Origin of the sequence: Ruminiclostridium cellobioparum DSM 1351 = ATCC 15832, assembly GCF_000621505.1 — a bacterium.
Lineage (GTDB): Bacteria > Bacillota > Clostridia > Acetivibrionales > DSM-1351 > Ruminiclostridium > Ruminiclostridium cellobioparum.
The window spans coordinates 113761-139051 of record NZ_JHYD01000010.1 but is presented as its reverse complement, the minus strand read 5'-3'; the positions used below and the strand labels follow the sequence as shown (position 1 = coordinate 139051).

At 42.4% G+C, this 25291-nt stretch carries 22 protein-coding genes and 1 riboswitch; of the genes, 20 read left to right on the top strand and 2 right to left on the bottom strand.

Going from position 1 to position 25291, the window contains the following annotated elements; translation table 11 throughout:
- Positions 1-124: 124 nt before the first annotated feature.
- The 11 genes from iorA (at position 125) to T344_RS0107400 (ending at position 13773) form a co-directional block, all read left to right on the top strand.
- Entirely contained in the window at positions 125-1915 is a 1791-nt protein-coding gene (iorA, locus tag T344_RS0107450) for an indolepyruvate ferredoxin oxidoreductase subunit alpha (protein ID WP_027628180.1), read from the top strand.
- Positions 1908-2537 carry an indolepyruvate oxidoreductase subunit beta gene (locus T344_RS0107445; RefSeq protein ID WP_027628179.1) on the top strand — a complete coding sequence of 210 codons (630 nt, stop codon included), beginning with the start codon at positions 1908-1910 and terminating at the stop codon, positions 2535-2537. The genes iorA and T344_RS0107445 overlap by 8 nt, the downstream gene beginning before the upstream one ends.
- A 57-nt stretch (positions 2538-2594) precedes the next feature.
- On the top strand, positions 2595-3056 hold the full coding sequence (locus T344_RS0107440; RefSeq protein ID WP_027628178.1) for a methylglyoxal synthase: 462 nt from the start codon (positions 2595-2597) through the stop codon (positions 3054-3056).
- A 528-nt stretch (positions 3057-3584) separates the two neighbouring features.
- Positions 3585-4826, top strand: a complete 1242-nt coding sequence (locus T344_RS0107435; RefSeq protein ID WP_027628177.1) for a phenylacetate--CoA ligase family protein — start codon at positions 3585-3587, stop codon at positions 4824-4826.
- Positions 4827-5383: 557 nt separating this feature from the next.
- Positions 5384-7300: an efflux RND transporter periplasmic adaptor subunit gene (locus T344_RS0107430; protein WP_027628176.1), complete on the top strand. Its 1917-nt coding sequence runs from the start codon at positions 5384-5386 to the stop codon at positions 7298-7300.
- A 110-nt stretch (positions 7301-7410) separates the two neighbouring features.
- Positions 7411-8088 carry an ABC transporter ATP-binding protein gene (locus T344_RS0107425; protein WP_027628175.1) on the top strand — a complete coding sequence of 226 codons (678 nt, stop codon included), beginning with the start codon at positions 7411-7413 and terminating at the stop codon, positions 8086-8088.
- Positions 8089-9267: an ABC transporter permease gene (locus T344_RS0107420; RefSeq protein WP_027628174.1), complete on the top strand. Its 1179-nt coding sequence runs from the start codon at positions 8089-8091 to the stop codon at positions 9265-9267. It begins immediately after the preceding gene.
- Between the two features lie 65 nt (positions 9268-9332).
- A complete protein-coding gene (locus tag T344_RS0107415) occupies positions 9333-11312 on the top strand; it encodes an S-layer homology domain-containing protein (RefSeq protein WP_027628173.1) in 1980 nt (659 codons plus the stop codon).
- 160 nt (positions 11313-11472) lie between these two features.
- The gene (locus T344_RS30965) at positions 11473-11745 is read left to right on the top strand and encodes a hypothetical protein (protein WP_154669425.1); all 273 of its coding nucleotides are present in this window, start codon (positions 11473-11475) and stop codon (positions 11743-11745) included.
- Between the two features lie 223 nt (positions 11746-11968).
- Positions 11969-12071: riboswitch (THF riboswitch) on the top strand.
- A 159-nt stretch (positions 12072-12230) separates the two neighbouring features.
- Entirely contained in the window at positions 12231-12749 is a 519-nt protein-coding gene (locus tag T344_RS0107405; RefSeq protein WP_242842037.1) for a folate family ECF transporter S component, read from the top strand.
- Positions 12750-12837: 88 nt separating this feature from the next.
- The gene (locus tag T344_RS0107400) at positions 12838-13773 is read left to right on the top strand and encodes a DUF4097 family beta strand repeat-containing protein (RefSeq protein WP_027628170.1); all 936 of its coding nucleotides are present in this window, start codon (positions 12838-12840) and stop codon (positions 13771-13773) included.
- A gap of 61 nt (positions 13774-13834) precedes the next feature.
- Here T344_RS0107400 and T344_RS0107395 read toward each other — a convergent pair whose 3' ends face one another.
- Positions 13835-14425, bottom strand: coding sequence for a hypothetical protein (locus T344_RS0107395; RefSeq protein ID WP_027628169.1), 591 nt, complete (start codon positions 14423-14425; stop codon positions 13835-13837).
- A 312-nt stretch (positions 14426-14737) separates the two neighbouring features.
- Between T344_RS0107395 and T344_RS0107390 the strand changes: the two genes are divergently transcribed.
- The 5 genes from T344_RS0107390 to T344_RS0107370 all read left to right on the top strand — a co-directional run bounded on the left by T344_RS0107390 (position 14738) and on the right by T344_RS0107370 (position 21519).
- Positions 14738-15742, top strand: a complete 1005-nt coding sequence (locus tag T344_RS0107390) for an alpha-L-fucosidase (RefSeq protein WP_027628168.1) — start codon at positions 14738-14740, stop codon at positions 15740-15742.
- Between the two features lie 244 nt (positions 15743-15986).
- Positions 15987-17969: a DNA gyrase/topoisomerase IV subunit B gene (locus T344_RS0107385; RefSeq protein WP_027628167.1), complete on the top strand. Its 1983-nt coding sequence runs from the start codon at positions 15987-15989 to the stop codon at positions 17967-17969.
- A gap of 83 nt (positions 17970-18052) precedes the next feature.
- Positions 18053-20242, top strand: coding sequence for a DNA gyrase/topoisomerase IV subunit A (locus T344_RS0107380; RefSeq protein WP_027628166.1), 2190 nt, complete (start codon positions 18053-18055; stop codon positions 20240-20242).
- A 23-nt stretch (positions 20243-20265) separates the two neighbouring features.
- Positions 20266-20829 (top strand): flavodoxin family protein, encoded by a 564-nt coding sequence (locus T344_RS0107375; protein WP_027628165.1) that lies wholly within the window; start codon positions 20266-20268, stop codon positions 20827-20829.
- 45 nt (positions 20830-20874) lie between these two features.
- Positions 20875-21519: a histidine phosphatase family protein gene (locus tag T344_RS0107370; RefSeq protein ID WP_027628164.1), complete on the top strand. Its 645-nt coding sequence runs from the start codon at positions 20875-20877 to the stop codon at positions 21517-21519.
- 7 nt (positions 21520-21526) lie between these two features.
- Here the strand turns inward: T344_RS0107370 and T344_RS0107365 are convergent, their stop codons facing one another.
- Positions 21527-22837, bottom strand: a complete 1311-nt coding sequence (locus T344_RS0107365; RefSeq protein ID WP_027628163.1) for an MFS transporter — start codon at positions 22835-22837, stop codon at positions 21527-21529.
- Positions 22838-23025: 188 nt separating this feature from the next.
- Here T344_RS0107365 and T344_RS0107360 point away from each other — a divergent pair, with 188 nt between their 5' ends.
- The 4 genes from T344_RS0107360 to T344_RS0107345 all read left to right on the top strand — a co-directional run bounded on the left by T344_RS0107360 (position 23026) and on the right by T344_RS0107345 (position 25239).
- Positions 23026-23547 (top strand): peptidylprolyl isomerase, encoded by a 522-nt coding sequence (locus tag T344_RS0107360; protein WP_027628162.1) that lies wholly within the window; start codon positions 23026-23028, stop codon positions 23545-23547.
- A gap of 113 nt (positions 23548-23660) precedes the next feature.
- Complete coding sequence (locus tag T344_RS31810; RefSeq protein WP_027628161.1) at positions 23661-24011, top strand: hypothetical protein; 351 nt, start codon at positions 23661-23663, stop codon at positions 24009-24011.
- A 200-nt stretch (positions 24012-24211) separates the two neighbouring features.
- Positions 24212-24910, top strand: coding sequence for an AzlC family ABC transporter permease (locus tag T344_RS0107350; RefSeq protein WP_027628160.1), 699 nt, complete (start codon positions 24212-24214; stop codon positions 24908-24910).
- Positions 24907-25239, top strand: a complete 333-nt coding sequence (locus tag T344_RS0107345; protein WP_027628159.1) for a branched-chain amino acid transporter permease — start codon at positions 24907-24909, stop codon at positions 25237-25239. Before T344_RS0107350 ends, T344_RS0107345 begins: the two co-directional genes overlap by 4 nt.
- Positions 25240-25291 lie beyond the last annotated feature (52 nt).

The window sequence follows — 25291 nt, the reverse complement described above, 5'->3', positions numbered from 1 at the left end:
TTTTTTTACACAGAGATTCATGCATATACTTTAACAGTATGTCTGTTAATAAATTTTATATGTATCGATTAATAACGGGTTAATTAATATATTAAGGCCAATTTTTCAGGCCTTAGGAGGTCAAATGGGGAAAAAATTACTTATGGGTAATGAAGCGATTGCCCTTGGAGCTATAAAAGCAGGTGTCAACGTAGTTACAGGATATCCCGGAACCCCCTCCACCGAAGTATTGGAGACGGTAGCACACAATAATCCGGGCGACATATATGTTGAATGGTCGGTCAATGAAAAGTCTGCTATGGAAGTTGCCGCAGGAGCGGCTTACAGCGGAGCCAGGACAATGGTGACCATGAAGCAGGTAGGGCTGAATGTAGCATCAGACCCTCTGATGAGTCTGGCATATATAGGTGTTAAGGGCGGAATGGTTGTTCTGGTTGCAGATGATCCGGGACCTTTTTCTTCCCAGACAGAGCAGGACACCAGACATTTTGCAAGGTTTTCAAATCTTCCCGTGCTTGATCCGGCAACACCGGAGGAAGCTTTTGAAATGGTACGGTATGCCTTCGAACTGTCCGAGCTTGTGGAACTTCCGGTCTTTCTGAGACCAACCACCAGGGTATGTCATGCCTGTGCGACAATAGATATTGATGACAGTAGAGCAGAGCATAAGCCGGAGGGTTTTGTAAAGGATCCTAAATGGGTCATATTCCCAAGCCTTGCCTATAGGAAGCACCTTCACATAGAACAGCTGCAGCACAAGCTGGGAGAGATTTTTTCGGGACTGGACTTCAACAAAGTCTGCGGAGACGGAAAGCTGGGCATTGCTGCGTCCGGTGTCGCCTATACCTATGCGGTTGAAGCACTGGACAGACTTCAGGCCCAAGTAAAGGTATTCAAGGTGGGTACGCCGTATCCTCTTCCCGGGGCAAAGGCTGAGGAATTTCTTTCGGGGCTTGAGCAGGTGCTGGTTTTTGAAGAGCTTGATCCGGTTCTGGAAGAGGAACTTGCCATGCTGTGTGCTTCAACAGGCAAAAACACAAAAATACTTGGGAAAAAATCAGGAAATCTTCCTTTTGCAGGAGAGTACACTTTCGAGTTGGTTTATGAAGCACTTGCCAAATTTCTCGGGCTACAAACCGACGCTGCACCAAAAGCGGCTTTGCCGGAGCTGCCTGTAAGACAGCCGGTATTGTGTGCGGGCTGTCCCCACAGAGCTTCCTTCTATGCCGTCAAGATGGCTATGAAGGGGCAGAAGGCGGTTTTTACCGGCGATATCGGCTGTTATACTCTTGGAAATGCAAAGCCGCTGGAAATGGTGGATACCTGTTTATGTATGGGAGCCGGCATCACGGTAGCACAGGGTATAAAGAGAACAGAGCCCGGCACACAGTGTATTGCCTTTATAGGGGATTCGACCTTTTTCCACACAGGGATTCCCGGAATTGTAAATGCCGTATATAACAAAACAGACATCACTATAGTTATACTTGACAACAGCACAACAGCAATGACAGGCCATCAGCCCCATCCGGGCATTGGCAGGACAATGATGGACAGCATATCCGAGAAAATCGATATTTATGGAGTTGTAAAGGCCTGCGGTGTCAAGCACATAGCCAGGGGAAACCCCCTGGACCTTAAAAATTCAGTGGAACTTATAAAAGAGGCGGCAGACTTCAAAGGACCTTCGGTTGTCATATTTGAAGCTCCATGTATTGCACTGTTCAAGCCTGTTGTAAAAAATACAGTCGGGGAAAATTGCAGGAAATGCAAAAAATGTATCACTGAAATAGGGTGTCCGGCCATATCAACCTCAGACGGGAATGTGGTTATTGAGCCTTCGCTTTGTTACGGCTGCGGCTTATGCATAAACGTATGTCCTTTCAATGCCATAGGAGGTTCTCAAAATGGATAATAAAGCAAACATCGATCAGAAGTATGATATATTGATAGCCGGGGTTGGAGGCCAGGGAACCGTACTGGCATCCCGTCTGATTGCGGCTGCGGCCATCGGGCAGGGAAGCTTTGCCAGGACCTCCGAAACCATAGGAATGTCTCAAAGGGGAGGCTGCGTGGTAAGTCATGTGAGAATAGGCAGCGAAAAAGCCGGTTCAATAATTCCCATGGCAAGCGCGGACATGATTATAGCTTTTGAATTGTCAGAGGCTGCCCGCAGTCTGCCGAGGTTGAAGAAAGGCGGCTGCTGTATAGTAAATACACAGATAATCAAGCCTGTTTCGGCATCTCTGGGCACCTCACAATATGATATCAATAAAATAACCGATTATATAAGGGATAATGTCGGGCGTATTCATTTTATTGACGGGTATGCCATTGCAAATGAGGCAGGCAGCGTTAAAGCCGTAAATGTTGTTCTGCTGGGTGCTGCTGCGGCAGCAGGCCAAATGCCTTTCAGCAGGGAAACCATAGAACAGGCTATTATTGAAAATGTACCTCAGAAATTCAGGGAATTAAATCAAAAAGCGTTTAAACTCGGGTATGACTGTATCATAAAGGAAAAATCAAATTGTTCTTAAGATATAATAAACACATTAAAAATTGAGGCATTTATCATGTCGGAAACGGAGACATTTATGAGCGGAAACAGATTGGGAAAGCAGAAGCACATAGCGCTTGTAGCACACGATAACAGAAAACAGGATTTGATCAACTGGGTAAAAAGCAAAGCGGATATTCTGGGCAGACAGTTTTTGTGCGGAACCGGAACAACCGCCCAGCTCATATCAGAAAACACAGGCTTGCCTGTTAAACGCTATAAGAGCGGACCTCTGGGCGGAGATCAGCAAATTGGTGCATGTATAGCCAACGGTGAAGTGGATTTTATGATTTTCTTCTGGGATCCGCTCACTTCACAGCCCCATGACCCCGATGTCAAGGCATTGCTGAGAATAGCCGTTCTCTATGATATACCTGTGGCCATGAACCAGTCCACCGCTGATTTCCTTTTGTCATCGGAACTGATGGAAAGCGAATATGAAAGAAATGTTGTTGATTATTACAGCAGGATAAGAAAAGAACATTTCGGGGGTTATTAAATAAACAAAACAGTTGTTGGAATTTGCAGTTTATAATACTTCGGTACAGACACATATAAATGGTTGCTCAACTTTACCGGTAAAAGGTGTTATTGGGTATACTGGTACTCCCGTACTAACTTCAAGCAATGGATTGCACACAAAGCGCTTACTTGAAATGGTAGGGTTCAAAACAAGAATTTTATAGCCGTCGCAGCGACTCGACCATCCGGGTCTCGGATGCTGCTCAAATTGACCTCGTGTCAATTTGCCGGCAAAAACACTTGTTTTTCACCTACGTATTTAAGTAAGCACTTTTACCATGCAAATCCATTGCTTGAAGTTGTACTCGCGTACCGGTAAAATGCATAACATATTTAACGGCAAATTATAGAGTCAACTAAGCATCCTGGTTATGTGTGTTGTACTCGAGTAATATAAATCAGTTTCTTAACTGTATTTGTTTAATAATAAACAGCCTCAATGGACAAATAAAGAGAAAATTTATATAATTAAATAAAAAATAATAGAAAGAAGAGATGAGTCGAGATGAGTCGAGGTCAATTTGAGCTTTTTAAGGAAATGCTTGCAAACGTATCTGCCAACAGTCCTTTTTACAGGGAAAAATTTCAAAAGAGTGGTATTGATGTAAATGAAATCACTTCCATGGAGATGATTGCGGAACTCCCTTTTACCACAAAGGAGGAATTGAGACAGGCATACCCGCTGGGGCTGCAGTCGGTTCCGGATGAAAAGATTGTCAGGATTCATTCTTCCTCGGGAACTACGGGAAAACCCATTATAATTCCATATACGGCACAGGATGTTGCCGCTTGGGCTGAAATGATGGCCAGATGTTTTGAAATTGCCGGCATCACCCCTTTGGACCGGATTCAGATAACTCCCGGTTACGGATTGTGGACTGCAGGCATAGGATTTCAGGCCGGCTGTGAAAAACTGGGTGCAATGGCGGTGCCGATGGGACCCGGAAATACCGACAAACAGCTCCAGATGATGATGGATCTTAAATCCACCGTAATAATTGGCACTTCCTCATACGCTCTGGTTTTGGCCGAGGAGGTCGAAAAGAGAGGACTTCGTTCCGAAATTAAGCTGAAAAAAGGTGTTATAGGTTCCGAACGCTGGGGAGAAAAAATGAGGCAGCGCATCAGAAATGAACTTGGTATTGAAATATATGACATATATGGCCTTACTGAAATATATGGTCCGGGTATTGCAATAGATTGTGACTGCCATGAAGGAATGCACTATTTCGATGATTTTCTTTACTTTGAAATAATAGATTCAGTCACAGGTGAAGTACTTCCGGAGGGAGAAGTAGGTGAGCTGGTCATCACTACCTTGAGAAAAGAAGGTGCTCCGCTGCTGAGATACAGAACCAGGGACCTCACCAGGATAATTCCAGGTAAATGTGCCTGTGGGCTTTCCTATCCGCGTATCGACAGGATCGTCGGCCGTACCGATGATATGGTAAAGGTCAAGGGAGTGAATATCTACCCCGGCCAGATCGACGAGATCCTCAGGGAAGTGGAGGGTGTCAGCAGTGAATACCAGATCATTATCGACCATGTGAACGGGAAGGATGTCATGACCCTAAAGGCGGAATACAATTCCGACGGGGATACCGAGCGTGAAGATATTGAATACAATATAGTCGACCTGTTCAAAAAGAGGATAGGAATTCATATCATAGCTGAAGTCAGCGGAATTGGAAGCCTTCCCAGAAGTGAGAAGAAAAGCAAAAGGATCATTGATTACAGGCAGAATTAAAACAGGATACTTTAAAAGGCTTGCTCAAATACTAGCAGGTCTTTTTTTGATCTGTTTTTTCAGATGCATACTTAACTTAACGCTTTGTGCCGGATTAAATCACTCTAAACTTTGCCATTATAAGGAGTATGCTGATTACACCGGTACGCGAGCACAACTTCAATCAATGGTCAGCACGGTTAAAAGTGCTTGCTGAAATTTGTAGGTGAAAAACAAGTATTTTAGCCGGCAAAGTGACAGGACGTCACTTTGAGCAGCACGCGAGACCTGGATGGTCGAGTCGCTGCGACGGAGGAAAATACTTGTTTTTCACCGTACTATTTCAAGCAAGCGCTTTGTGTGCAACCATTGATTGAAGTTAGTGCGAAAGTAACGGTATAATTAATAAATTTCTATTTGCGAAGTTTATCACCAACCGGCACAAAGCATTAACTTAGACACTTTACATTTTGTTCACAATTCAAACACAGGTTTGACATAAAAATTTAATACTATTGTTATTAGTACAAAGGTATAATTACCCATTTCATTACAAAACAAATTGAAGAGGTGGAATCATGCAAAAAGGCATAAAGTGGAACAGAAAGAGATTCATAACACTTTCTATTGTTGCTTTGGTTATTATTTCAATAGTCATAGGATTTTTTTATGTTACAAAGTACAGGGCGGCCAAAAGTACTTCGGCGTCGGCCAAAAGGACTACCCAGGTCGTAAGAGGCAATATGGAAGTCGCACTGTCGGGTTCGGGAACTGTGACATCTTCCAACACATCGGATGTCATGTCGAATGTCCAGGGAAAAATCACGAAAGCCTATTTTAAGGAAGGCGACAAAGTAAAAAACGGAGATTTACTCTTTGAAATTGATGATACCGATGCCAAGCTTAACATTCAAAAGATAGAGAATCAAATAAGCCAGGCACAATTAAGTGTCAGCAGCAACCAGAAAAGTTATTCAAGCTTAACCGTTACGGCGCCTTTTGATGGAAAGATCACAGATATAGCGGCAAAAACAGGGGAGAATGCAAGCAGTAATATGACACTGTTTACAATAACGGATACTTCAAAGCTTACATTAACTGTTCCCATAAGCACAACAGACATTAAAGACATCAAAACCGGCCAAAAAGCCCAGGTTTCCATCCAGGAGATATTTGATACCGTTGAGGGGGAAGTAACCGCCATAGACGATTATACATACACAGCTTCAGACGGAGGCACGGTCAGAAATGTTGAAGTTACCGTAAAAAATCCAGGAAGGATTACCGATTCCAACACAGCCAGCGTTGAAATTTCCACCCCCGACGGAGCCAGGAGAAGCAATGAGATTTCACAGTTTGAATATGCAAGCAAGCAGGCTATGAAAGCTGCTTCAAACGGAACTTTTGCAGCGGTTAATGTCAAGGAGAATCAATATGTTAAAAAAGGCGATGTTTTGATCAGAATAGAAAATGATGACCTGGAGGTTACAGCTCAGACAAATGATCTCAAGGTCCAGGATCTTCAAAATCAGCTGGAGGCTGCGAAAAAACAGCTGGAGGACTATAAGATATATTCGTCTATCGGCGGGACAGTGACCGGGGAAACGGCTGTTGCAGGAGACAGTGTAAAATCGGGAGATGTCCTTATCAGCATAAGGGATTTTGAACAAATGCAGTTTACCATATCGGTGGACGAACTTGATATTTCAAAAGTCAAGGTAGGACAGCAGGTCTCGATTACTATTGACGCACTTGAAGAAACGAAGCAGAAACCTCTTACGGGAGAAGTCTTCTATAAAGCGATGGAAGGTAATTCAACCAATGGTGTTGCTACATATGACGTCAAGATAAAGATAAATGAGACAGAAAGTCTGCTGGCAGGAATGAATGCCAACGCAAACATAATATTAAGCCAGGCTGAAAATACGCTCATGGTACCTCTGGAAGCAGTGACAAAAATGGGTGACAGAGCTTTTGTCAGAGTAATTGGAACAGAGGATTCAAATCAGCAGCAAACCGGAAACGGAAGAATTCGCGGTAACCGGGGACAAAATGGAAACGGAAACAGCGAAACTGCCGGCGGAGCAGACAGAAAGGCTGCTGCCGGTACGGCCGCTTCAAACAATGACAATTCAAATCAGGGCAGGAATCAGAACAATGCCGGTACATCCGAAAGAAGGCAGATGACAGGTGCATTAGCCGCAAATCAGGAATATTATGCAGGTACTGTTATGAAGGCTGTTGAACTTGGTATGAACAACGATGAATATGTTGAGATCAAAAGCGGATTAGCTGAAGGTGATGTGGTTGTACTTCCACCGCTTGTTGCCAATTCCACCACCGGCACAAATTCCCAGCAGAATGGCTTTAGCCTGGGAGGTTTGGGCGGGGGCTTCGGAGGTGGAGGCATGACCAGAGTAATGCCTGCAGGCGGTGCCGGCGGCTATCCGGGAGGCACGCAGAACAACAGAACCTCCGGAAGTTCAAACAGGTAGTCAAGTTCACAGGGACAGCGGTAATTAACCTCCTTTATCCGCCTTAGCGGTAGAGGAGAGACCAAATTCCATAACTATTTATGGCTGCTATGCGGCTCATGGGGGTTGAAATGATTCAAATAACAAATATGTGTAAAATCTACGAGATGGGTGAGAACTCGGTTTATGCACTTAACAATGTCTCGCTGCACATTGCAAAACACGAATTTGTTGCAATTGTGGGTCCGTCCGGTTCAGGCAAGTCTACGCTGATGAATATGCTGGGCTGCCTGGATGTGCCCACCTCGGGAAGTTATTATCTGGATGGGCATGAGGTCAGTAAACTCAGTGACAACCAGCTTGCCGAAATAAGAAATAATAAAATAGGATTTATATTTCAAGGCTTCAATTTACTAAAAAAGCTTACGGCTGTTGAAAATGTGGAGCTGCCTCTGATATACCAGGGGGTGGGACATAAGGAGAGGGTAAGAAAGAGCATAGAGGCTCTGGAATTGGTGGGACTGGGGGACAGGACCCACCATACTCCCAACGAATTATCGGGAGGCCAGCAGCAGAGAGTTGCCATTGCACGTGCGCTGGTAAGCAACCCTCCTCTCATTCTGGCCGACGAGCCGACAGGAAATCTCGATTCCAAGTCGGGAGCTGATGTGATGGGAACTCTGCACCAGCTTCATGAGAACGGGAATACCATAGTGCTCATAACACACGACAACAATGTCGCGGCGCAGGCCGGCAGAATAGTAAGAATCCAGGACGGAATGATCACAGAAGATAAGGAGGCGGTGTAGATGGGGTTTTTTCAGGCCTATAAAATGGCATTGAAAAGCATAGCCGGCAACAAAGTCCGATCCTTCCTTACAATGCTGGGTGTCATAATCGGAGTAGGCTCTGTTATAACAGCGGTTGCATTTGCCCAGGGGAGCACAAAGAGCATAACAGATTCCATTGAAGGTCTGGGAAGCAATATTATCACCATAAACATAACCGGCAGGGGCAGCAACAGGAATATAACCTATGAAGAACTAAAGACCTTTGCAGAGGAAAACAGCGGGGATATAAGCATGATTGCGCCCATTGTCAATGGCAATATGACACTTAAAGCCGGAAGCAAGAGCAGGGATACCACCGTTATCGGATCAAACGAAGACTATGAATACATAAGAAACAGACATGTCCAGTCGGGACGGTTCATTTTATCCTTTGATAATGATTATAAACTGAAAACAGCGGTGATTGGAAGTGCTGTGGCCAATGACCTGTTTGAGGGACAAAACCCCATAGGACAGCAAATAAAAATAAACGGGCAGATATTCAAGGTGGTAGGGCTGCTGCAGGAAATAGACGGTGGCCAGGATTCTTCCGACGATGACCAGGTAATCATTCCGGTTACAGTAGCCCAGAGACTCGGGCGAAATGCCAGGATATCGAACTTTACGGTACAGGCGGCTGATTCCGCCACTGTTGACCCGGCAATGGCGAAATTAACTGCATATCTGACCGACAAATTCGGAAATTCCAATGCCTTTTCGGTTAGAAACCAGGCTCAAATGTTATCCACACTCAATTCCATAACCGATACCCTTATGATAGTGCTTGGGGGAATAGCTGCTATTTCATTGATTGTGGGCGGTATAGGAATAATGAATATAATGCTGGTTTCTGTTACTGAAAGAACTAGAGAAATTGGCATAAGGAAAGCCATAGGCGCCAAGAGGAAAAACATAATGGTACAGTTTCTCATAGAAGCCGTTATGATAACAGGAATAGGAGGGGTGCTGGGTATACTGATAGGCTTGTTCTGTATACGTTTCATAATAGGCGGTCTGAAAATAACCACACCTGTTTACTCACCGTTTTGGATGATGCTCTCCTTTGGGATATCGCTGGGAGTAGGAATAATATTCGGACTGTTCCCGGCATATAAGGCTGCCAGGCTGAATCCCATAGAGGCGCTTAGGTTTGAATAAAATTAAAATTTTCCTTGTGATCTTAGTAAATATTTATTATGACATGGGGATGCGGAGGTATTGAGATGCTTAAATTTAATTTCAAAAAGGTACTTGTAAAAATAATTTCCATGGCCATGGCTTTCATACTTATGTTTTCAACCATAGCTGTATTTGCCGCAGCTGAAAAAAGCCGGTCGGAGTATGATGATGCCATTGCAAAGCTGGAGCTTTGGGGAGTCATAAAAGCTTCTGATGTAGGAACCGACGGAAAGATGACCAGAGAGTTGTTTTCAAAAATAATGGTCAACTCCACCGGAAACAATGAACTGGCTCAATCCATGGAAGGTTCCACTACTTTCCCGGATGTCTCGTCAAAGTCGGAATACAGCGGGTATATCAATGCTGCGGCCAAGCTGGGTTACTTATCGGCATATTCCGACGGCAAATTCAAACCGCAGGAAGCCATAACCTTTGCACAGCTGTGTACTGCGGTTGTAAAGGCATTGGGTTATACCCAGGCCGATATAATCGGAGCCTGGCCCAACGGATATATGGATAAGGCAAAAGGTCTCGGAATTACAACCGGTTATAGTTATTCCAGCAATAGCACCATTCCTGCAAATGCTGTTGTGATTATGATTACAAGAATGCTTAATACCAATATAAAAAAAGCCAGTGCACAGGACCAGGATATAACTCTGGTGGATTCGGCAGGTCTGATGGACGATCAGGATAACTGGGTCTATGGCAAGCCGGAGGTTGCATTGAATTTCAATCCCGATACAAAAAAACTCGGTAACATAACCTTTAGAGATGATATACCTATCCTGAGGGATACATATAATAACACTGCATCACCGGCTACAAAGAATGTTGGTGAAATCATTGCTTTAAAAGATATCAAGGACAAGGATGTAGTTTATGAGGTATACAACAGGCTCAATGTGCTGATTTACTATCTTGTGGTTGATAACAAGGTGGAGGGCGAAATAACAAGTATCCTCCCAAGCAAGTATTCACCAAAAACCCTGCAGATCAACAGTGTGGATTATGAATTGGGACAGTACGCCAACCTGAACAGATTTAATTCATCCCCGGGTTCCTTTAACACCGGTGACGGTGTGACGGCCCTGTTGGGTTATGATGGAAAGGTTCTCGATGCCTATTTTCAAGTTGACGAAAATAACGAGGACTATGCCTTCGTCTTAAATTGCTCCACAATGGTTTCGAAAAAAGCTGAAGATTACAACAAGCAATACTATACGGTAGAATTGCTTCATGTGGACGGCTCGCGTAAAACCTACAAGGTGAACATCGACCCCTATGCATTCAAGTGGAGGCTTGTACAGTATTCACTGATAAATGATGATACGGTTGCTTTACTGAATATGACATATGATATCAGTTCGGCTTTTCAGGTGGATATAAATAATAGAAAGATAGGTGATAATTATGTTACCGACAATGTAAAAATCTTTAATTACACAGACTATGCAGTCAATCTGGTAAGGTGGAGCGATATACCAAATGGAAGACTGCTGTCGGGGAAAATAAAGTATTTGGGATACACAGGCGACTTCAACGATGTCAATGTAATATGTGCATATGACATATTCAATGAACAGGATAAGGATATGGTGGTCCAAAGTATTGAGAAGCCCACGGGTACAGGCGGATCATACAAATACGAACTGCTCTCGGGCAGCAGCAAGTATACCTATACATCAAAAAGTGAGATTCCAAACGCCGAAGTCGGTACTGTGTTAAGCATGAAAATGAATAATGATGTCATTGTGGACTACAATCATATAACAAATCCCGAGGAACAGTGGTGGTATGTTCAGGCAGTGGATTCAAAGCGCATAAAGATGAATAACGTAATTTACCAGTTCAGCAGCACTGTGGCGGTATACTTTAATGATTATTCCGGCAAATTAAATCCACAGCCGGTTTCAAACATCAGAGTGGGTCCGAATCAAGGTTACAGCAATATCAGAGTATATACCGACCGGCCCCTGGATAACGGGGGAAAAGTTACAATGCTGGTCTTCGATCTGAAATAGGGTTCTCAATCCGATCGAATGTGTATAAAAAATAAAAACGGCTTTATTGCCGTTTTTATTTTTTTTTTATGGAAAAACCTGCATATATTTAGCAATTCTACTAATAATATGAATACAACTTTTTAAATATTTTTAATTTAAAGGAGGATATTTTAAGGAAATGAAAAAATTGTTTGCTCTATTTATAGCAGTTGCTTTGGTTCTTAGCCTTGGAGCCTGTGCGAAAAAGGAGGAGCCCGGAACCAGTACATCGACAGTAACTTCAACACCGACAACTACTCCCATCAGCCCTGGTGTCGCAACTCCCTCACCTGGAATGGCTACAAAATCACCGGGACTTGCAACTCCCTCACCAGGGACAGCTACAAAGTCGCCGGGGACGGCAACTGCTACTTCAACAGCATCTGCAACTGCTACCGCTACCAAGAAATAGCAGCAAGGAAGATTTTTAAGAAATCAAGTATTTCATATATACCTGATAAGAGGAGACTGTCTCAGAAAATGAGACAGTCTTTTTTTACATAGGGAAAATATGATATCGTATATTTTTATAATTGCACATATTGCCATATGGTATATATTAATATAAAATTAAAGAGCCGATAAAATATATTATTCGTTTATACGTTGCTGTATGTTTATTGGCTGAAAAAATTGGCAGAGTAGAATTTTGCGCGTTAAGTGCCAAAGGGACGGGAAGTTGCCTTTTGGACGAAAAACACTTCAGTGTTTGCGGTGCAGATTTCGCATTCCGCTGCCACAAAAAGAGAAACCTCTTTTATGTGGCTTTTTACAGTGTGTTCTTATTGCACTGTAACCCCGGAACGGGACACAAAAAATGAGGCGTTTTTTTATTTTTGGGCTGTTAATGCTAAAAATAAAAAATCGCACTCGCACATTATAAAGGAGGTAGTGCCGATGATGCACAACAAAATCAGAAACATTCTGTTGTTGGGGCTTTTTATTGCCCTTGAAGTTATCCTGACAAGATTCCTATCCATTGAAAACACTTTTGTAAGAATTTCCTTTGAATTCATTCCAATAGCGGTTTCGGCTATTTTATTCGGGCCTGTAATGGCCGGATTGGGTGCTGCGATTGCAGATGTACTGGGAATGCTGATATTTCCAAAAGGAGCCTTCTTCCCGGGCTTTACTTTCACTGCGTTTGTATCTGGCTTTCTTTACGGTATATTTCTTTATAAAAAGAAAATAACCATTAAGAGAACATTTTTGGCAGTGTTGTCAGTTATAGTAATCTGCAGTCTTGTACTTAATACATTATGGCTGGTAATACTATACAACAAGGGGGCTTATGCCGTTTTAACAGCGAGATTGGTTAAGAGCGCCGTTTTTTTGCCGGTTCAGACTTTTATGATCTATTTTATCTGGAAATATGCCGGAGGACTGATTAATCGTTCCTTAAACAACGAGATTTAAAAATATGCGAAAATAATTCCCTTATTTTAAGACATTTTATTAATTACTGCGTATTCTAAGTATATTATTAAAATGGGAGTTGAAAATATTGAAAAAAAGATATTTTTCATTTATAGCATTGACAATGATTTCGGTGGTGCTTATAGTTTCTGCAGGCTGCGGAGTAAGAATCAACGGAAAGGAATATGAACTGTACAAATCAAGCCAAAGCGACAAGAAAAATAACAACATTTTCAGCGGCATTGGTTCGGAATCAACTTATACTCAGAATATTTCACAGGATAAAATTGAAGGTGAAGAGCTTAAGGTTGAAACCAATGCAGGAAATATAGATATCAGAAAAAACGACAGTTCACAAATCAGCATTAAAGCCAATAAAAAGGTAAGGGGAACTTCAGAGGAAAGCAAGAAAATAATACTTGAAAACATGGTTATTTCACTGGAACAAGACGGAAAAGAAGTTTTAGTTGCGGTAAAAACAAAGGATGGCGAAAATTTCTGGGACTGGCAGAAGGACAACTATAAAACCTATCAGATAACAATAAACTATGACATAAAAGTACCGGAGAGCATCAAAGGTTTAAGCCTCAGTACCGGTGCAGGCAATATCCAGGCCGAAGCCGGGGTGGATAAGGTAAAAGCTGACACCGGAGCCGGCAACATCGACCTAAAGGGTATGAATGCCCAATTTGATGTCAGTACCGGAGCCGGAAATATTGATATACACAACTCGGGAGCAAAGGGAGACTGCAAGCTGAGCACCGGTGCAGGCAATGTTGATTTTAAGGGGAAATTGGATGATTTAAGCGTATTTGATGCATCCACGGGAATGGGAAATGTTGATTTCAGAGTTCCTGCAGAGACAGAAATGTCACTGGATGCGAGTACCGGTGTGGGTATACTGGAAGGTAGTTTTATAAGCAGCAAGGACGACAAGTTCCATTTCAAAGGGGATATTAACGGAGGCGGCCCTTCCGTTAAACTGAGTACAGGTGTTGGAAACGTCAGCGTTGATAAAGATTGATCCCAAATTACAAGGGAGTGTCTGGAAATTAGACACTCCCTTGTTAAGCTTTTACTCAGATTTATAAAATAGCTTTTATTGATTCCCAGAGAATATCACAGAGCTCACCGGATTTGTTATTTTCATCATAAGGAACAGAGCCTGAAAAACCGTTCTTTCCCATTTCCAGCACATAATCACCGATTGAGGCCGATAGGAAAAAGTCACCCTCACCGAAATTCTTTCTTTCAAGGATGTCAATCATCTGACCGATATCCAGAAGAGGCAGGCAATCCTGCTTGGAATAGGAATCAGGACGTTGAAACTCAAAATTGAAATCCTCATCAAAGTTAAATTCCTCTTCGGGAGCCGGTTCGGAATCAATGCCGTCAATCCTGTCCGAGGCAATATTATCAGAAGATGCCTCCTCTTCCTTGATTTTAAAGGTTTCATCCGGCATGAACTTCAAATCGTGCAGAAGCATATCGTGATGCTTCAATAATTTTATTCCGCCTATCACGTAAATAATTTGTTCGTATCTCTCTTCAGCAGCATCCACACATACATTTGCAACTGCGGTATCATAAATATGCGGAATCCAAAGGTCACAGAGATTTTGTTTTTGTTCGAGGGTCAGGTCCTCCAGATCTTTCCGTGTAATTCTTAACTTCATGAGGTCATCCTCCATAAAAGTATTCAAACGGGAGCTTGTCTGATTTATTAAAAGTATGGCTCCTCTGTTTCAGTAATATTATAATATAATTATAATTTATTGTCATACATTTTCCTGGAAAGTTGAAATTTTCCTTATTGAGGCCCGAACAGAAAACTTGTTGCCATGGTCTCCATAATTGTATTATATTTATTAATGCAGAGGTATATTGTTTCCGGAATAATGTCAGGTGCGGTAAAGGGATAAAACCGTCCTGACAAGGAAGTGCTGTTTTTAAAATTATAGGTTGAAAGTTAAGGGAGGTAATTGTTTATGGCTGAATACATCTCCATGATACCGGATACAAAGCCTTCAGAGGCCCAGAAGGAACAGATTGAAAGAAAATTCGGAATGTTCATCCACTTTGGAATAAACACTTTTGCAAATGTTGAATGGTCTGAGGGGAACATTCCTGCAGCAGTCTACAATCCGTCGGCAATAGACGCCGATCAGTGGGTGAGGGTGGCATATGAGGCAGGTATGAATTATGTGATTCTCATTACCAAGCATCATGACGGATTTTGCCTGTGGGACAGCAAATATACCGATTACAGTGTGGCAAACTCCGGCAACAGGACAGATGTGATACGGGAAGTGGCAAATGCATGCAGCAAGTATGGAATAAAACTGGGCCTGTACTATTCCCTGTGGGACAGGCACGAACCCACGTATGAGAAGGATTTTGACAACGGATACATACAGTATATGTGCGATCAGCTTACTGAGCTGCTTGACGGGAGATATGGGGAAATAGTGGAGTTATGGTTTGACGGGGCATGGGACAAATTCCACAGGCAATGGCAGTTTGACAGGGTATACGATCTCATAAAACGGCTCCAGCCCAAATGCCAGGTGGGTATAAACCATACGATAGGAGATCATTATGACAGGCTTGGTGACCCGGATCAGCGGTATTTACCTGAAAACTATCAATTATTGGATCCTATCAGGAATTTTCCTTCCGATTTCAGATTATGGGACCCATACATCGGCAGGGAGGACGATCCAAAGCTTTATACCTTTGGAGGCAATACGTACTATATGCCGTTTGAGGCAACGATCTGCTCAAGGGAAGGCTTTAGCTGGTTCTATTCGGACATATACGAAAGCAAGCCCCTTATTGATGCCGGATATATAATAAAAAGCTATACCCAGCTGGTAAAGCAGGACAACATCATGGTGGTAAACATGCCCCCGGATATACACGGCAGGCTTACCAAAGGTGATATCGACAATTTGATGCTTGTTGCGGACGGATTGGGTATTAGAAGAAAATAAGCAGTGTTCAGGGTATACGATATATGGCTGGATAAAGATGACGAATATTTTTTATATTTAATGGCATATTGATATTATAAAGGCCGCAAATTCACCAAGCTGAATTTGCGGTATTTTTAATATCCGGGGTAAATCAGGGTGTTATAGAAGCATGATACTTCGAGGATACATCGAAATGACTTGACAGAGAACACTAGTTTGAGAAATAATGTTTAGGGAACAACAAAAAACGGAGGAGTTACTAATGACAAAAGATACAAGAAAGACTGAATATGGCAATGAAAGTATTTCATCCTTAAAAGGTGCGGACAGGGTGAGACTGCGTCCGGGTGTGATATTCGGATCGGATGGTCTGGACGGTTGTCAGCATTCTTTCTTTGAAATCCTGTCCAATTCCATCGATGAGGCACGGGAAGGGCATGGAAATGTCATCGAGGTAACCAGGTTTACGGACCATTCCATTATGGTACAGGACTGGGGAAGAGGTCTGCCTGTCGACTACAATACCAAGGAAGAGCGCTACAACTGGGAACTGGTATACTGCGAGTTGTACGCAGGAGGAAAATATCAGAACAACTCAGGTGAAAACTACGAATACAGCCTTGGTTTGAACGGACTTGGTGCATGTGCCACCCAATACAGCTCCGAATATTTTGATGTGACTGTATTCAGAGATGGATACAAGTACCGGCTCCACTTTGAAAAGGGTGAAAATATAGGCGGTCTGAGCAAGGAAAAATGCAAATACGAGCAGACCTCTACAATTCAAAAATGGAAGCCTGATATTCAGGTTTTTACAGATATAAGCATACCTCTGGAATACTTCCAGACAGTTTTGAAAAAGCAGGCAGTTGTAAATGCAGGACTGCGCTTTATACTGAAGGATGAAGAATCAGGTGAAACCTTTGTGTACTGCTATGAAAACGGTATTGTGGATTACATAAAGGAAATAACCAGGGAAGACGGTTTCACCGAAATTCAATTCTATGAAACATCCACAAAAGGCCGGGACAGGGAGGACAAACCCGAATACAAGGTAAAGATGCAGATTGCTTTCTGTTTCAACAACCACACCAATCTTCTGGAATACTATCACAACTCCAGCTTTCTGGAATATGGAGGCGCTCCTGACAAGGCCGTAAAAAATGCCCTGGTGTATGAAATAGACAAGTGCATTAAAAACAGGGGAAAATATAATAAGGATGAGGCTAAAATCACCTTCGCAGATATCGAAGACAGTCTCATTCTGGTTGTTAATTCCTTCTCTACCGTTACCAGCTATGAAAATCAGACTAAAAAATCAATTACCAACAGATTCATTCAGGAAGCAATGACCGACTTCCTGAAACAGCAGCTTGAGATTTATTTCATTGAAAACAAGATTGAAAGCGATAAAATAGTGGAACAGATACTGGTCAACAAGCGAAGCAGGGAAACCGCCGAAAAGACCAGAATAAATATAAAGAAAAAATTAAGCGGCAGCGTGGACATCTCCAACCGTGTCAAAAAGTTTGTAGACTGCAGAACAAAGGATCTTTTAAAAAGAGAAATTTACATCGTGGAGGGGGACTCTGCCCTTGGTGCGTGCAAGCTGGGAAGGGATGCTGAGTTCCAGGCCATAATGCCGGTAAGAGGTAAGATTCTCAACTGCCTGAAAGCCGAATATGACAGTATATTCAAAAATGAAATCATTATAGACCTGCTGAAGGTGCTGGGCTGTGGTGTGGAGATCAAGTCAAAGCACAACAAGGAACTTAATACTTTCGAATTGGAAAATCTCAGGTGGAACAAGGTTATCATATGTACCGATGCCGATGTGGACGGTTTCCAGATAAGAACACTGATTCTCACAATGCTGTACAGGCTTGTGCCCACACTTCTTCAGGAAGGAAAGGTATTTATAGCCGAATCGCCCTTATTTGAAGTAATCTGCAGGGATAAAAGCTACTTCGCATATTCAGAGAAGGAAAAGGCCGAAATCTTATCCAGGCTTGAAGGCAAAAAGTATACCATCCAGCGCTCAAAAGGACTTGGTGAAAATGAGCCCGACATGATGTGGCTGACTACCATGAATCCCGAAACCCGCAGGCTTATAAAGGTTATGCCGGCCGATGTAGAGCTTACGGCCCGGATGTTTGACGTATTGCTTGGAGACAACCTGCCGGGAAGAAAGATATTTATTGAGGAAAACGGCAACAAATATCTTGATATGATAGATGTAAGCTGATTAAATAAATTATTTAACTGGAAGTTAAATATTAAGTATAATGAAATTCTTATAACTTGAACTTTACGGAAAAGAGGATATGAATGTCTACTCACAAAAATCTGGTTGAACAGGATATAGTTTCAACGCTTGAAAGTAACTACATGCCGTATGCTATGAGCGTTATTGTTTCCAGAGCCATACCTGAAATCGACGGCTTCAAGCCCTCACACAGAAAGCTGCTCTATACCATGTATAAAATGGGGCTTCTGACCGGCAGCAAAACCAAATCTTCAAACATTGTCGGACAGACCATGAAGCTCAATCCTCATGGAGATATGGCCATATATGAAACCATGGTCAGATTGACCAGGGGCAATAATGCTCTGCTTCACCCTTTTGTGGATTCAAAGGGTAATTTCGGAAAGCAGTATTCCCGGGATATGAAGTTTGCAGCACCCCGTTATACCGAGGCAAAGCTGGACAAGCTCTGTGAAGAAATATTCAAGGACATTGATAAAAACACAGTGGAATTCATGGATAATTACGATGGCACCATGAAAGAACCCGTGCTTTTACCAACTACCTATCCCAATATTCTTGTAAATGCAAATCAGGGTATTGCCGTCGGTATGGCCAGCAATATATGCAGCTTTAATCTCCAGGAAATATGTGAAGCCACCTCCGCTTTGATTGACGATGCCGAGGCGGTTCTGGAGGATTATCTCAGGGCTCCTGATTTTTCATCGGGAGGACAGCTGATATATTCCGAAAAGGAAATCAGAGATATCTATGCAAATGGAAGAGGCAGCTTCAAGGTCCGTGCAAAGTACAAATATGACAGGGAAAACAACTGCATAGAAATACTGGAAATTCCATATACAACAACTGTTGAAGCCATTATGGACCAGATAATTGATCTGATAAAGACAGGGAAGATAAAAGAAATCACTGACGTGAGGGATGAGACGGATCTAAGCGGTCTCAAACTTACCCTTGACATCAGAAAAAATACCGATCCCGACGCTTTGATGAACAAGCTTTACAAGTTCACTCCGCTGCAGGACAGCTTTAACTGCAATTTCAATATCCTTATTAATGGTAAACCCAGAGTAATGGGGATCAGAACTATTTTAAACGAATGGCTTGCTTTCAGAGTGGATTGCATCAAACGTCAGACCTTGTTTGACATAGACAGGAAGAGCGACAAGCTCCACCTGCTTATGGGTCTTAAAAAGATATTAATGGATATTGACAAGGCAATAGCCATAATAAGGGGCACCGAACAGGAAGCACTTGTCATACCCAACTTGATGAGCGGTTTCCAGATAGATGATATTCAGGCCGAATATATAGCAGAAATCAGGCTTAGGAACCTTAACAAGGAATATATCCTGAACAGGGTCAGCGAGGCTGACAATCTGGTGAAGGAAATTGCAGAATTAAAGGATATATACGGCAATGAAAGCAAAATCAAAAAAATCATTCAGAAGCAGCTTAAAGACATTACAAAAAAATTCGGACAGCCGAGGAGAACAGAGATAATTCATGAGGAACATGTGGAGGAGATAACCACAGAGCATTTGATCGAGGATTACAATCTGAAGATTTTCCTCACAGAACAGAATTATCTGAAGAAAATTGCGCTGGTTTCACTCAGGGCGAATCCGGAGCACAAACTAAAGGACGACGATGCAATTGTTCAGGAAATTGATACCCATAACAAAGCTGACCTGCTGCTGTTCTCAAACAAGTTCAATGTCTACAAGACCAAGATTTATGATGTTCCGGACTGTAAAGCCAGCAGCCTTGGAGAATATCTTACAAACTTGCTTGGTCTTGAAAATGATGAAAAAATTATCTATGTTACGGCAACAGATAACTATGAAGGGTATATGCTGTTTTTCTATGAAAACGGAAAAGGCGCCAAGATAGAAATGTCCAGTTATGCTACAAAAACCAACAGAAAGAAGCTTGCCAATGCATACTGTGATGGTTCGCCGCTCGTCAGGATGATGTTTATGACCGAAGACATGGACCTTATAGCAACCAGCAGCATTAAAAAGGTTCTGGTATTCAATACGGAAGGTATTAACCCTAAATCCACAAGGGCTTCACAGGGCGTACAGGTGCTGACCTCCAAAAAGGGAAGTACTCTGATTCATATAAAGACTCTGGAAGAAATGCAGCTGTCTGATTTGGATTACTACCGCACAAAGAATATCCCGGCAATCGGCTGCTATATTAAAGAAGAAGACAAGGCTGATATCCAGCTGTCCCTGGACCTGGAATAAAACCGCCAGTCCGGATGGTATGATTGTCCTATCACTATTTAATACGGGTTCAAATCATTTCCCTTGTCGATTATGAGCTTAAACCCTGCATTGGATGCGGGAGATGTTATGATCGGGACAGATGTGTAAATGATGATGAATTTAACAGTATATACAATATTCTTGGTAAATCGGACGCATTGTTTGTCATATCGGCTCATTATGCACCAATACCTTCAAAGCTTGCCATGCTTCTGGAAAAAATTGAGCAATTGGCGTTCCTGAAAAGATTTAATGATGAATCATACTGTGCCCCGTTATTTGGAAAGCCTGCCGGAATCATAGGACATGGCGGGGGAACGGCGGAAATACATAAATATTATAGAGAACCGGTTATAAATACTATCTGGAATGCTTTAGCATACCCTGTAGAAATGAATGTTATTGGTATAGATGAAGAACAGCCGAGGGGTATCACTTTTCCGGTTAAGACTGTCAGTAAAACTGCTGACTCCATATTTCCGGTGCAGGAATACGATTGGAATGATATTGAAACCAGGTTGGACCCTTTGGTAAATAAAGTTGTTGAGGAACTTCAAAAAAAGTAGCTTATTATGCTTTATCATGGCTGCAGCACTGAGTTTGGAGGTAAAATGCTTAATTTGTATATTACAAGACATGGTGAAACCGAATGGAATGTTGAGGGGAGAATGCAGGGCTGGAAAAACTCCGGCCTGACTTTAAAGGGCATTGAAAATGCCAAAGCCCTGGGAAAGCGTCTTGAAAGCGTGGACATCAGGGTGATATACTCAAGCTCAAGCCAAAGGGCCGTACATACCGCAGAACTTATCAGAGGTAATAGGAAAATTGACATAATTACTGACGATAACCTCAGAGAAATCAACCTGGGAGAGTGGGAAGGGAAGGCAAAAGATGAATTCGGTGAGTCTGACAAGGCGGGATTGGAGGCCTTCTGGAACAGACCCCACCAGTATAAAGCTGTCACAGGGGAGGATTTCTTTCAGGTCAGAGAACGGATCGAAGCCGTACTGGACAGAATTATCAGTGAGAACAAGGACTGCAGCATTCTGATAGTTACCCATGCCATCATTGTTAAGACCATAATGTCAATTTTTAAGGGCATTCACATAGAAGATCTGTGGAAACAGCCCTTTATACACGGTACAAGCCTGTGTGCAGTTGAAATAGACAATGCACCCCGGCACGGAGAACACCAGACCGGAAAGTTTACAGCAAAAGTGCTTATGGAAGGCGATATGTCCCATGCTGCCGGATAATATTTATTTATTCATGGGGCCCAGTGTTATGCAAAACGGGCTGTTCCTGCTGTACACCTGGCTGGGAGGATTTTTTCCTTCCGGATATATATCTAGCAATGAATAAAGTACCTGCCAGCAGCCTGAATACCCCGACAAATATCAGGGCAGTTATGATCGAAGTATGCTTGTAGAACCATACGCCAATAAGTGGGGAGATAAACTGCGACAGGTTGATGAAAGTTGTATAAACTGCAATATTGATTGTTTTATTCTTTTGAGGCACAACTTCAATGAGATTTGCGAAAATAGCCAGAGTGAAGGCTGAAAAGGTAAGTCCGGTCATAGTACTTTGAAACAGCAGCAAGTAGGGTGTCCTGACCAAAACAATTGTTAAAGCATTGATTGCCAAACCCAGGGTACCGAAAATAAGAATTAAACGTGCCCCTCTTTTTTCAATTTCTTTTCCCCAGAAGGTATATGTCAGCACTCCCGCAAAACCAACCGCCACATTTACATAGCTCAGCCAGGCTTCATTAATCCCGATTACATCAACCTGGTAAATAAAAAATAAAGGCCAGCCCATATGCCAGGATACATGAAATATAAATGCCAGGATAATAAAGGTCCGGAATTCCTTATATACCAGCAGGTTGTTCAGGCACTCCCTTACCATGGCAAAACCGTTACCTTTATCCCCGCCGGATTTTAAAACGGTCGGTGCTATAACTCTTTTGAGCAGCCAGCTTTGAATTAATGCCAGGATAAGTGACAGGCAGAAAAAGAGCTGGTACATAAGGATTCTTTCGCCGTCGTTTTTAGGTATATATGCAAGTAACAGCCCTGCTGCCAGGGAGGTGCTTGTGCCTACAACGGTTGCAGCTCTTGTCCTCTTCGTAAAGGCCGAATTGAATTGGGATACCATTACATCCGAGAAAAAAGACTGCCAGGATATATTGAAAACCGAAAATGGCCAGTTCATTAAAGCAATAATTGTAATATAAAGCGGTATTTTGTAATTGCCCAGTAAAGGGGACAAAGCCGCAAGGGGGTACATTATCCCGAAAAGCAGTATAAGCAGTGAAACGATTCGCTTTTTGCTGCCGCTCCGGTCCACAAGAATACTTCCCGGGACCAGCGCCAGTATGCCCACCAGGGCCGGAAGCGAGGAAATGAGTCCTATCTGGTAATCGCTGGCGCCCATTCGCCGTGCAAACATTGAAAAGAAAGGATTGGCCAGATTCAGAATAACCGCTCCTACTGCACCTTCAAAAGTAAAAAACCATGCATTTTTTGATGTAGTGTCTAATGCTTTAAATTTTGAACCAATACCATTCATAAATAACTCCGGCTATATATTTAAAAAATTACATTATTACCCAATGTTTTACGTCAACATAATGAGTATATCACAAAATCTATGAATATACTTGACATCAGCTTCGAAAACTATAAAATAATACTGACAATACATTATAGCTAAAACTTCCAGCATAGGTTTGCTGCAGTTTTGAAAGGAATGAAAAAATGAGTAAAAATCCTATGGTAACAATCGAAATGGAAAGCGGCAGTATAATGAAAGCCGAACTTTATCCTGAAATAGCACCCAATACGGTCAATAACTTTATATCTCTTATAAACAAGGGATTCTATGACGGCGTAATATTCCACAGAGTCATTCCAGGTTTCATGATTCAGGGAGGAGATCCGGACGGAAGCGGTATGGGCGGCCCTGATTACAGCATAAAGGGCGAGTTCTCGGCCAACGGTTTTAAAAATGAGCTGAAGCATGACAAGGGTGTTTTATCAATGGCCAGAACCATGGCGCCCAATTCAGCCGGATCACAGTTTTTTGTTATGGTGGCCAAAGCTCCTCATCTTGACGGCCAGTATGCGGCCTTCGGAAAGGTTATCGAAGGAATTGAAGAGGCCGACAGAATTGTCAGCGTCAAGAGGGACTACAATGATAAGCCAAAGGAAGAGCAGAAAATGAAGAAGGTTACGGTGGAAACCTTTGGAGTGGAATATCCCGAGCCTGAAAAAGTGTAAACCCCGATAATTTAACTTGTAATATTTATAAATACCATAATTTCCTTAATATTAAAGAACGCACAAGCATCTATTAAGAGGAACTCTCCTTCTGAGGCTTGTGCGTTTGCCATATGGTGCTAAATAATATACTCCGCATCAACAACAGTCTGAATATGGTCCGTTTCACCGACAATGGCCCTGAGAAGTATATTTACACAATTTGCTGCTATTTTGTTACATGGGTTCCTTTCAATGAAAGCTGGGGAGTACGGGATATCTTGCATAACAAGGAGCAGCAGGCATTTGCCCGGTCACTTTATTATATTACAAAGGCCCTGGACAAAACCAGGCTGGTCAGTACCAATGACGGTTGGGAGATGGTCACCTCGGATATTTGCGGTATTCATGACTATGTCGGAGACGGCGGGAAGCTGTATGACAAATACCTGAACAAGGATGAACTGCTGGCCTGGTCGGAGTAAATTTTACCTGGTGCCTTGCGTGGAAAAGCTGTGTTGAATTGAAGCTTATTTTCTGTGCAGTCGGCTAGGGCGGGATTTACTCTTTTATTTTTGAATTTTCAGCCAGCAAGTGGATTGCACCATTTAGATTGCACTATGTTCAATTGACAAAAGTTAATCATAATTTTAAAATAAGAAATACTATTATGTAAGGGGGCACAATGAATATAAAAGTAAAAGCACTAAAGGCTGCATTCCCGCATACATTACCGGTTCTGGCAGGATTTTTGTTTCTGGGGGTAGCCTATGGGATTTTAATGAAATCTATCGGTTATGGGGCGGGCTGGACTTTTTTGATGAGCTTCCTGGTATTTGCAGGTTCAATGCAATACGTTGGAATTACCCTGTTAACGGCTACCTTTAATCCCCTGTATGCTCTTTTTATAACCCTGATGGTAAATGCAAGGCATATTTTCTATGGCATATCAATGCTGGAAAAGTTCAAAAATACAGGAAGATTTAAACCCTACCTGATTTTTGCCATGTGTGACGAATCTTTTTCAATATTATGCTCTGCAAAACCTGAGAAGGATGTGGACAAAAACTGGTTTATGTTCTTTATAGTCTTTCTGAACAGATGGTACTGGATCATCGGCTCTGTATTGGGAGCTCTCCTGGGGAATTACATAAAGTTTAACACAAAAGGCCTGGATTTTGCATTAACCGCACTATTCGTGGTTATTTTCATAAACCAGTGGCAGGAACTGAAAAATCATTTTCCGGCTGTTGTGGGGGTAATAAGCTCTGCCGTTTGTCTGCTGATCTTCGGGCCTGATAAATTTATCATACCAGCCATGATTCTGATTTTAATTATATTTACTTTCTCAAATAAAAAGATTTATAAAGGAGAAAACCTGTGATTTTAAGTCCATTTCAAACCTTTATTACAATTATAATGCTTATGTTAGGTACCATGTGCACCCGGTTCCTGCCGTTTATATTTTTCAGGGCCGACAGGGCGACACCCCAGTACGTTCAGAGGCTGGGCAGGGTATTGCCCTATGCCGTTATAGGGTTACTGGTAGTATACTGTCTGAAGGGGGTGTCATTTACTTCAGGTCCTTACGGTCTGCCTGAGTTCATATCAATACTGATAATAGCCGTACTGCATGTGTGGAAGAAGAACACTCTCCTGAGTATATTTGCAGGCACGGCGTCATATATGCTTTTGATTCAGTATATATTTTAATGCTATTATCAGAATGTGAGGGTTATAATAAAAGAGGCTGGAGCTATGATAA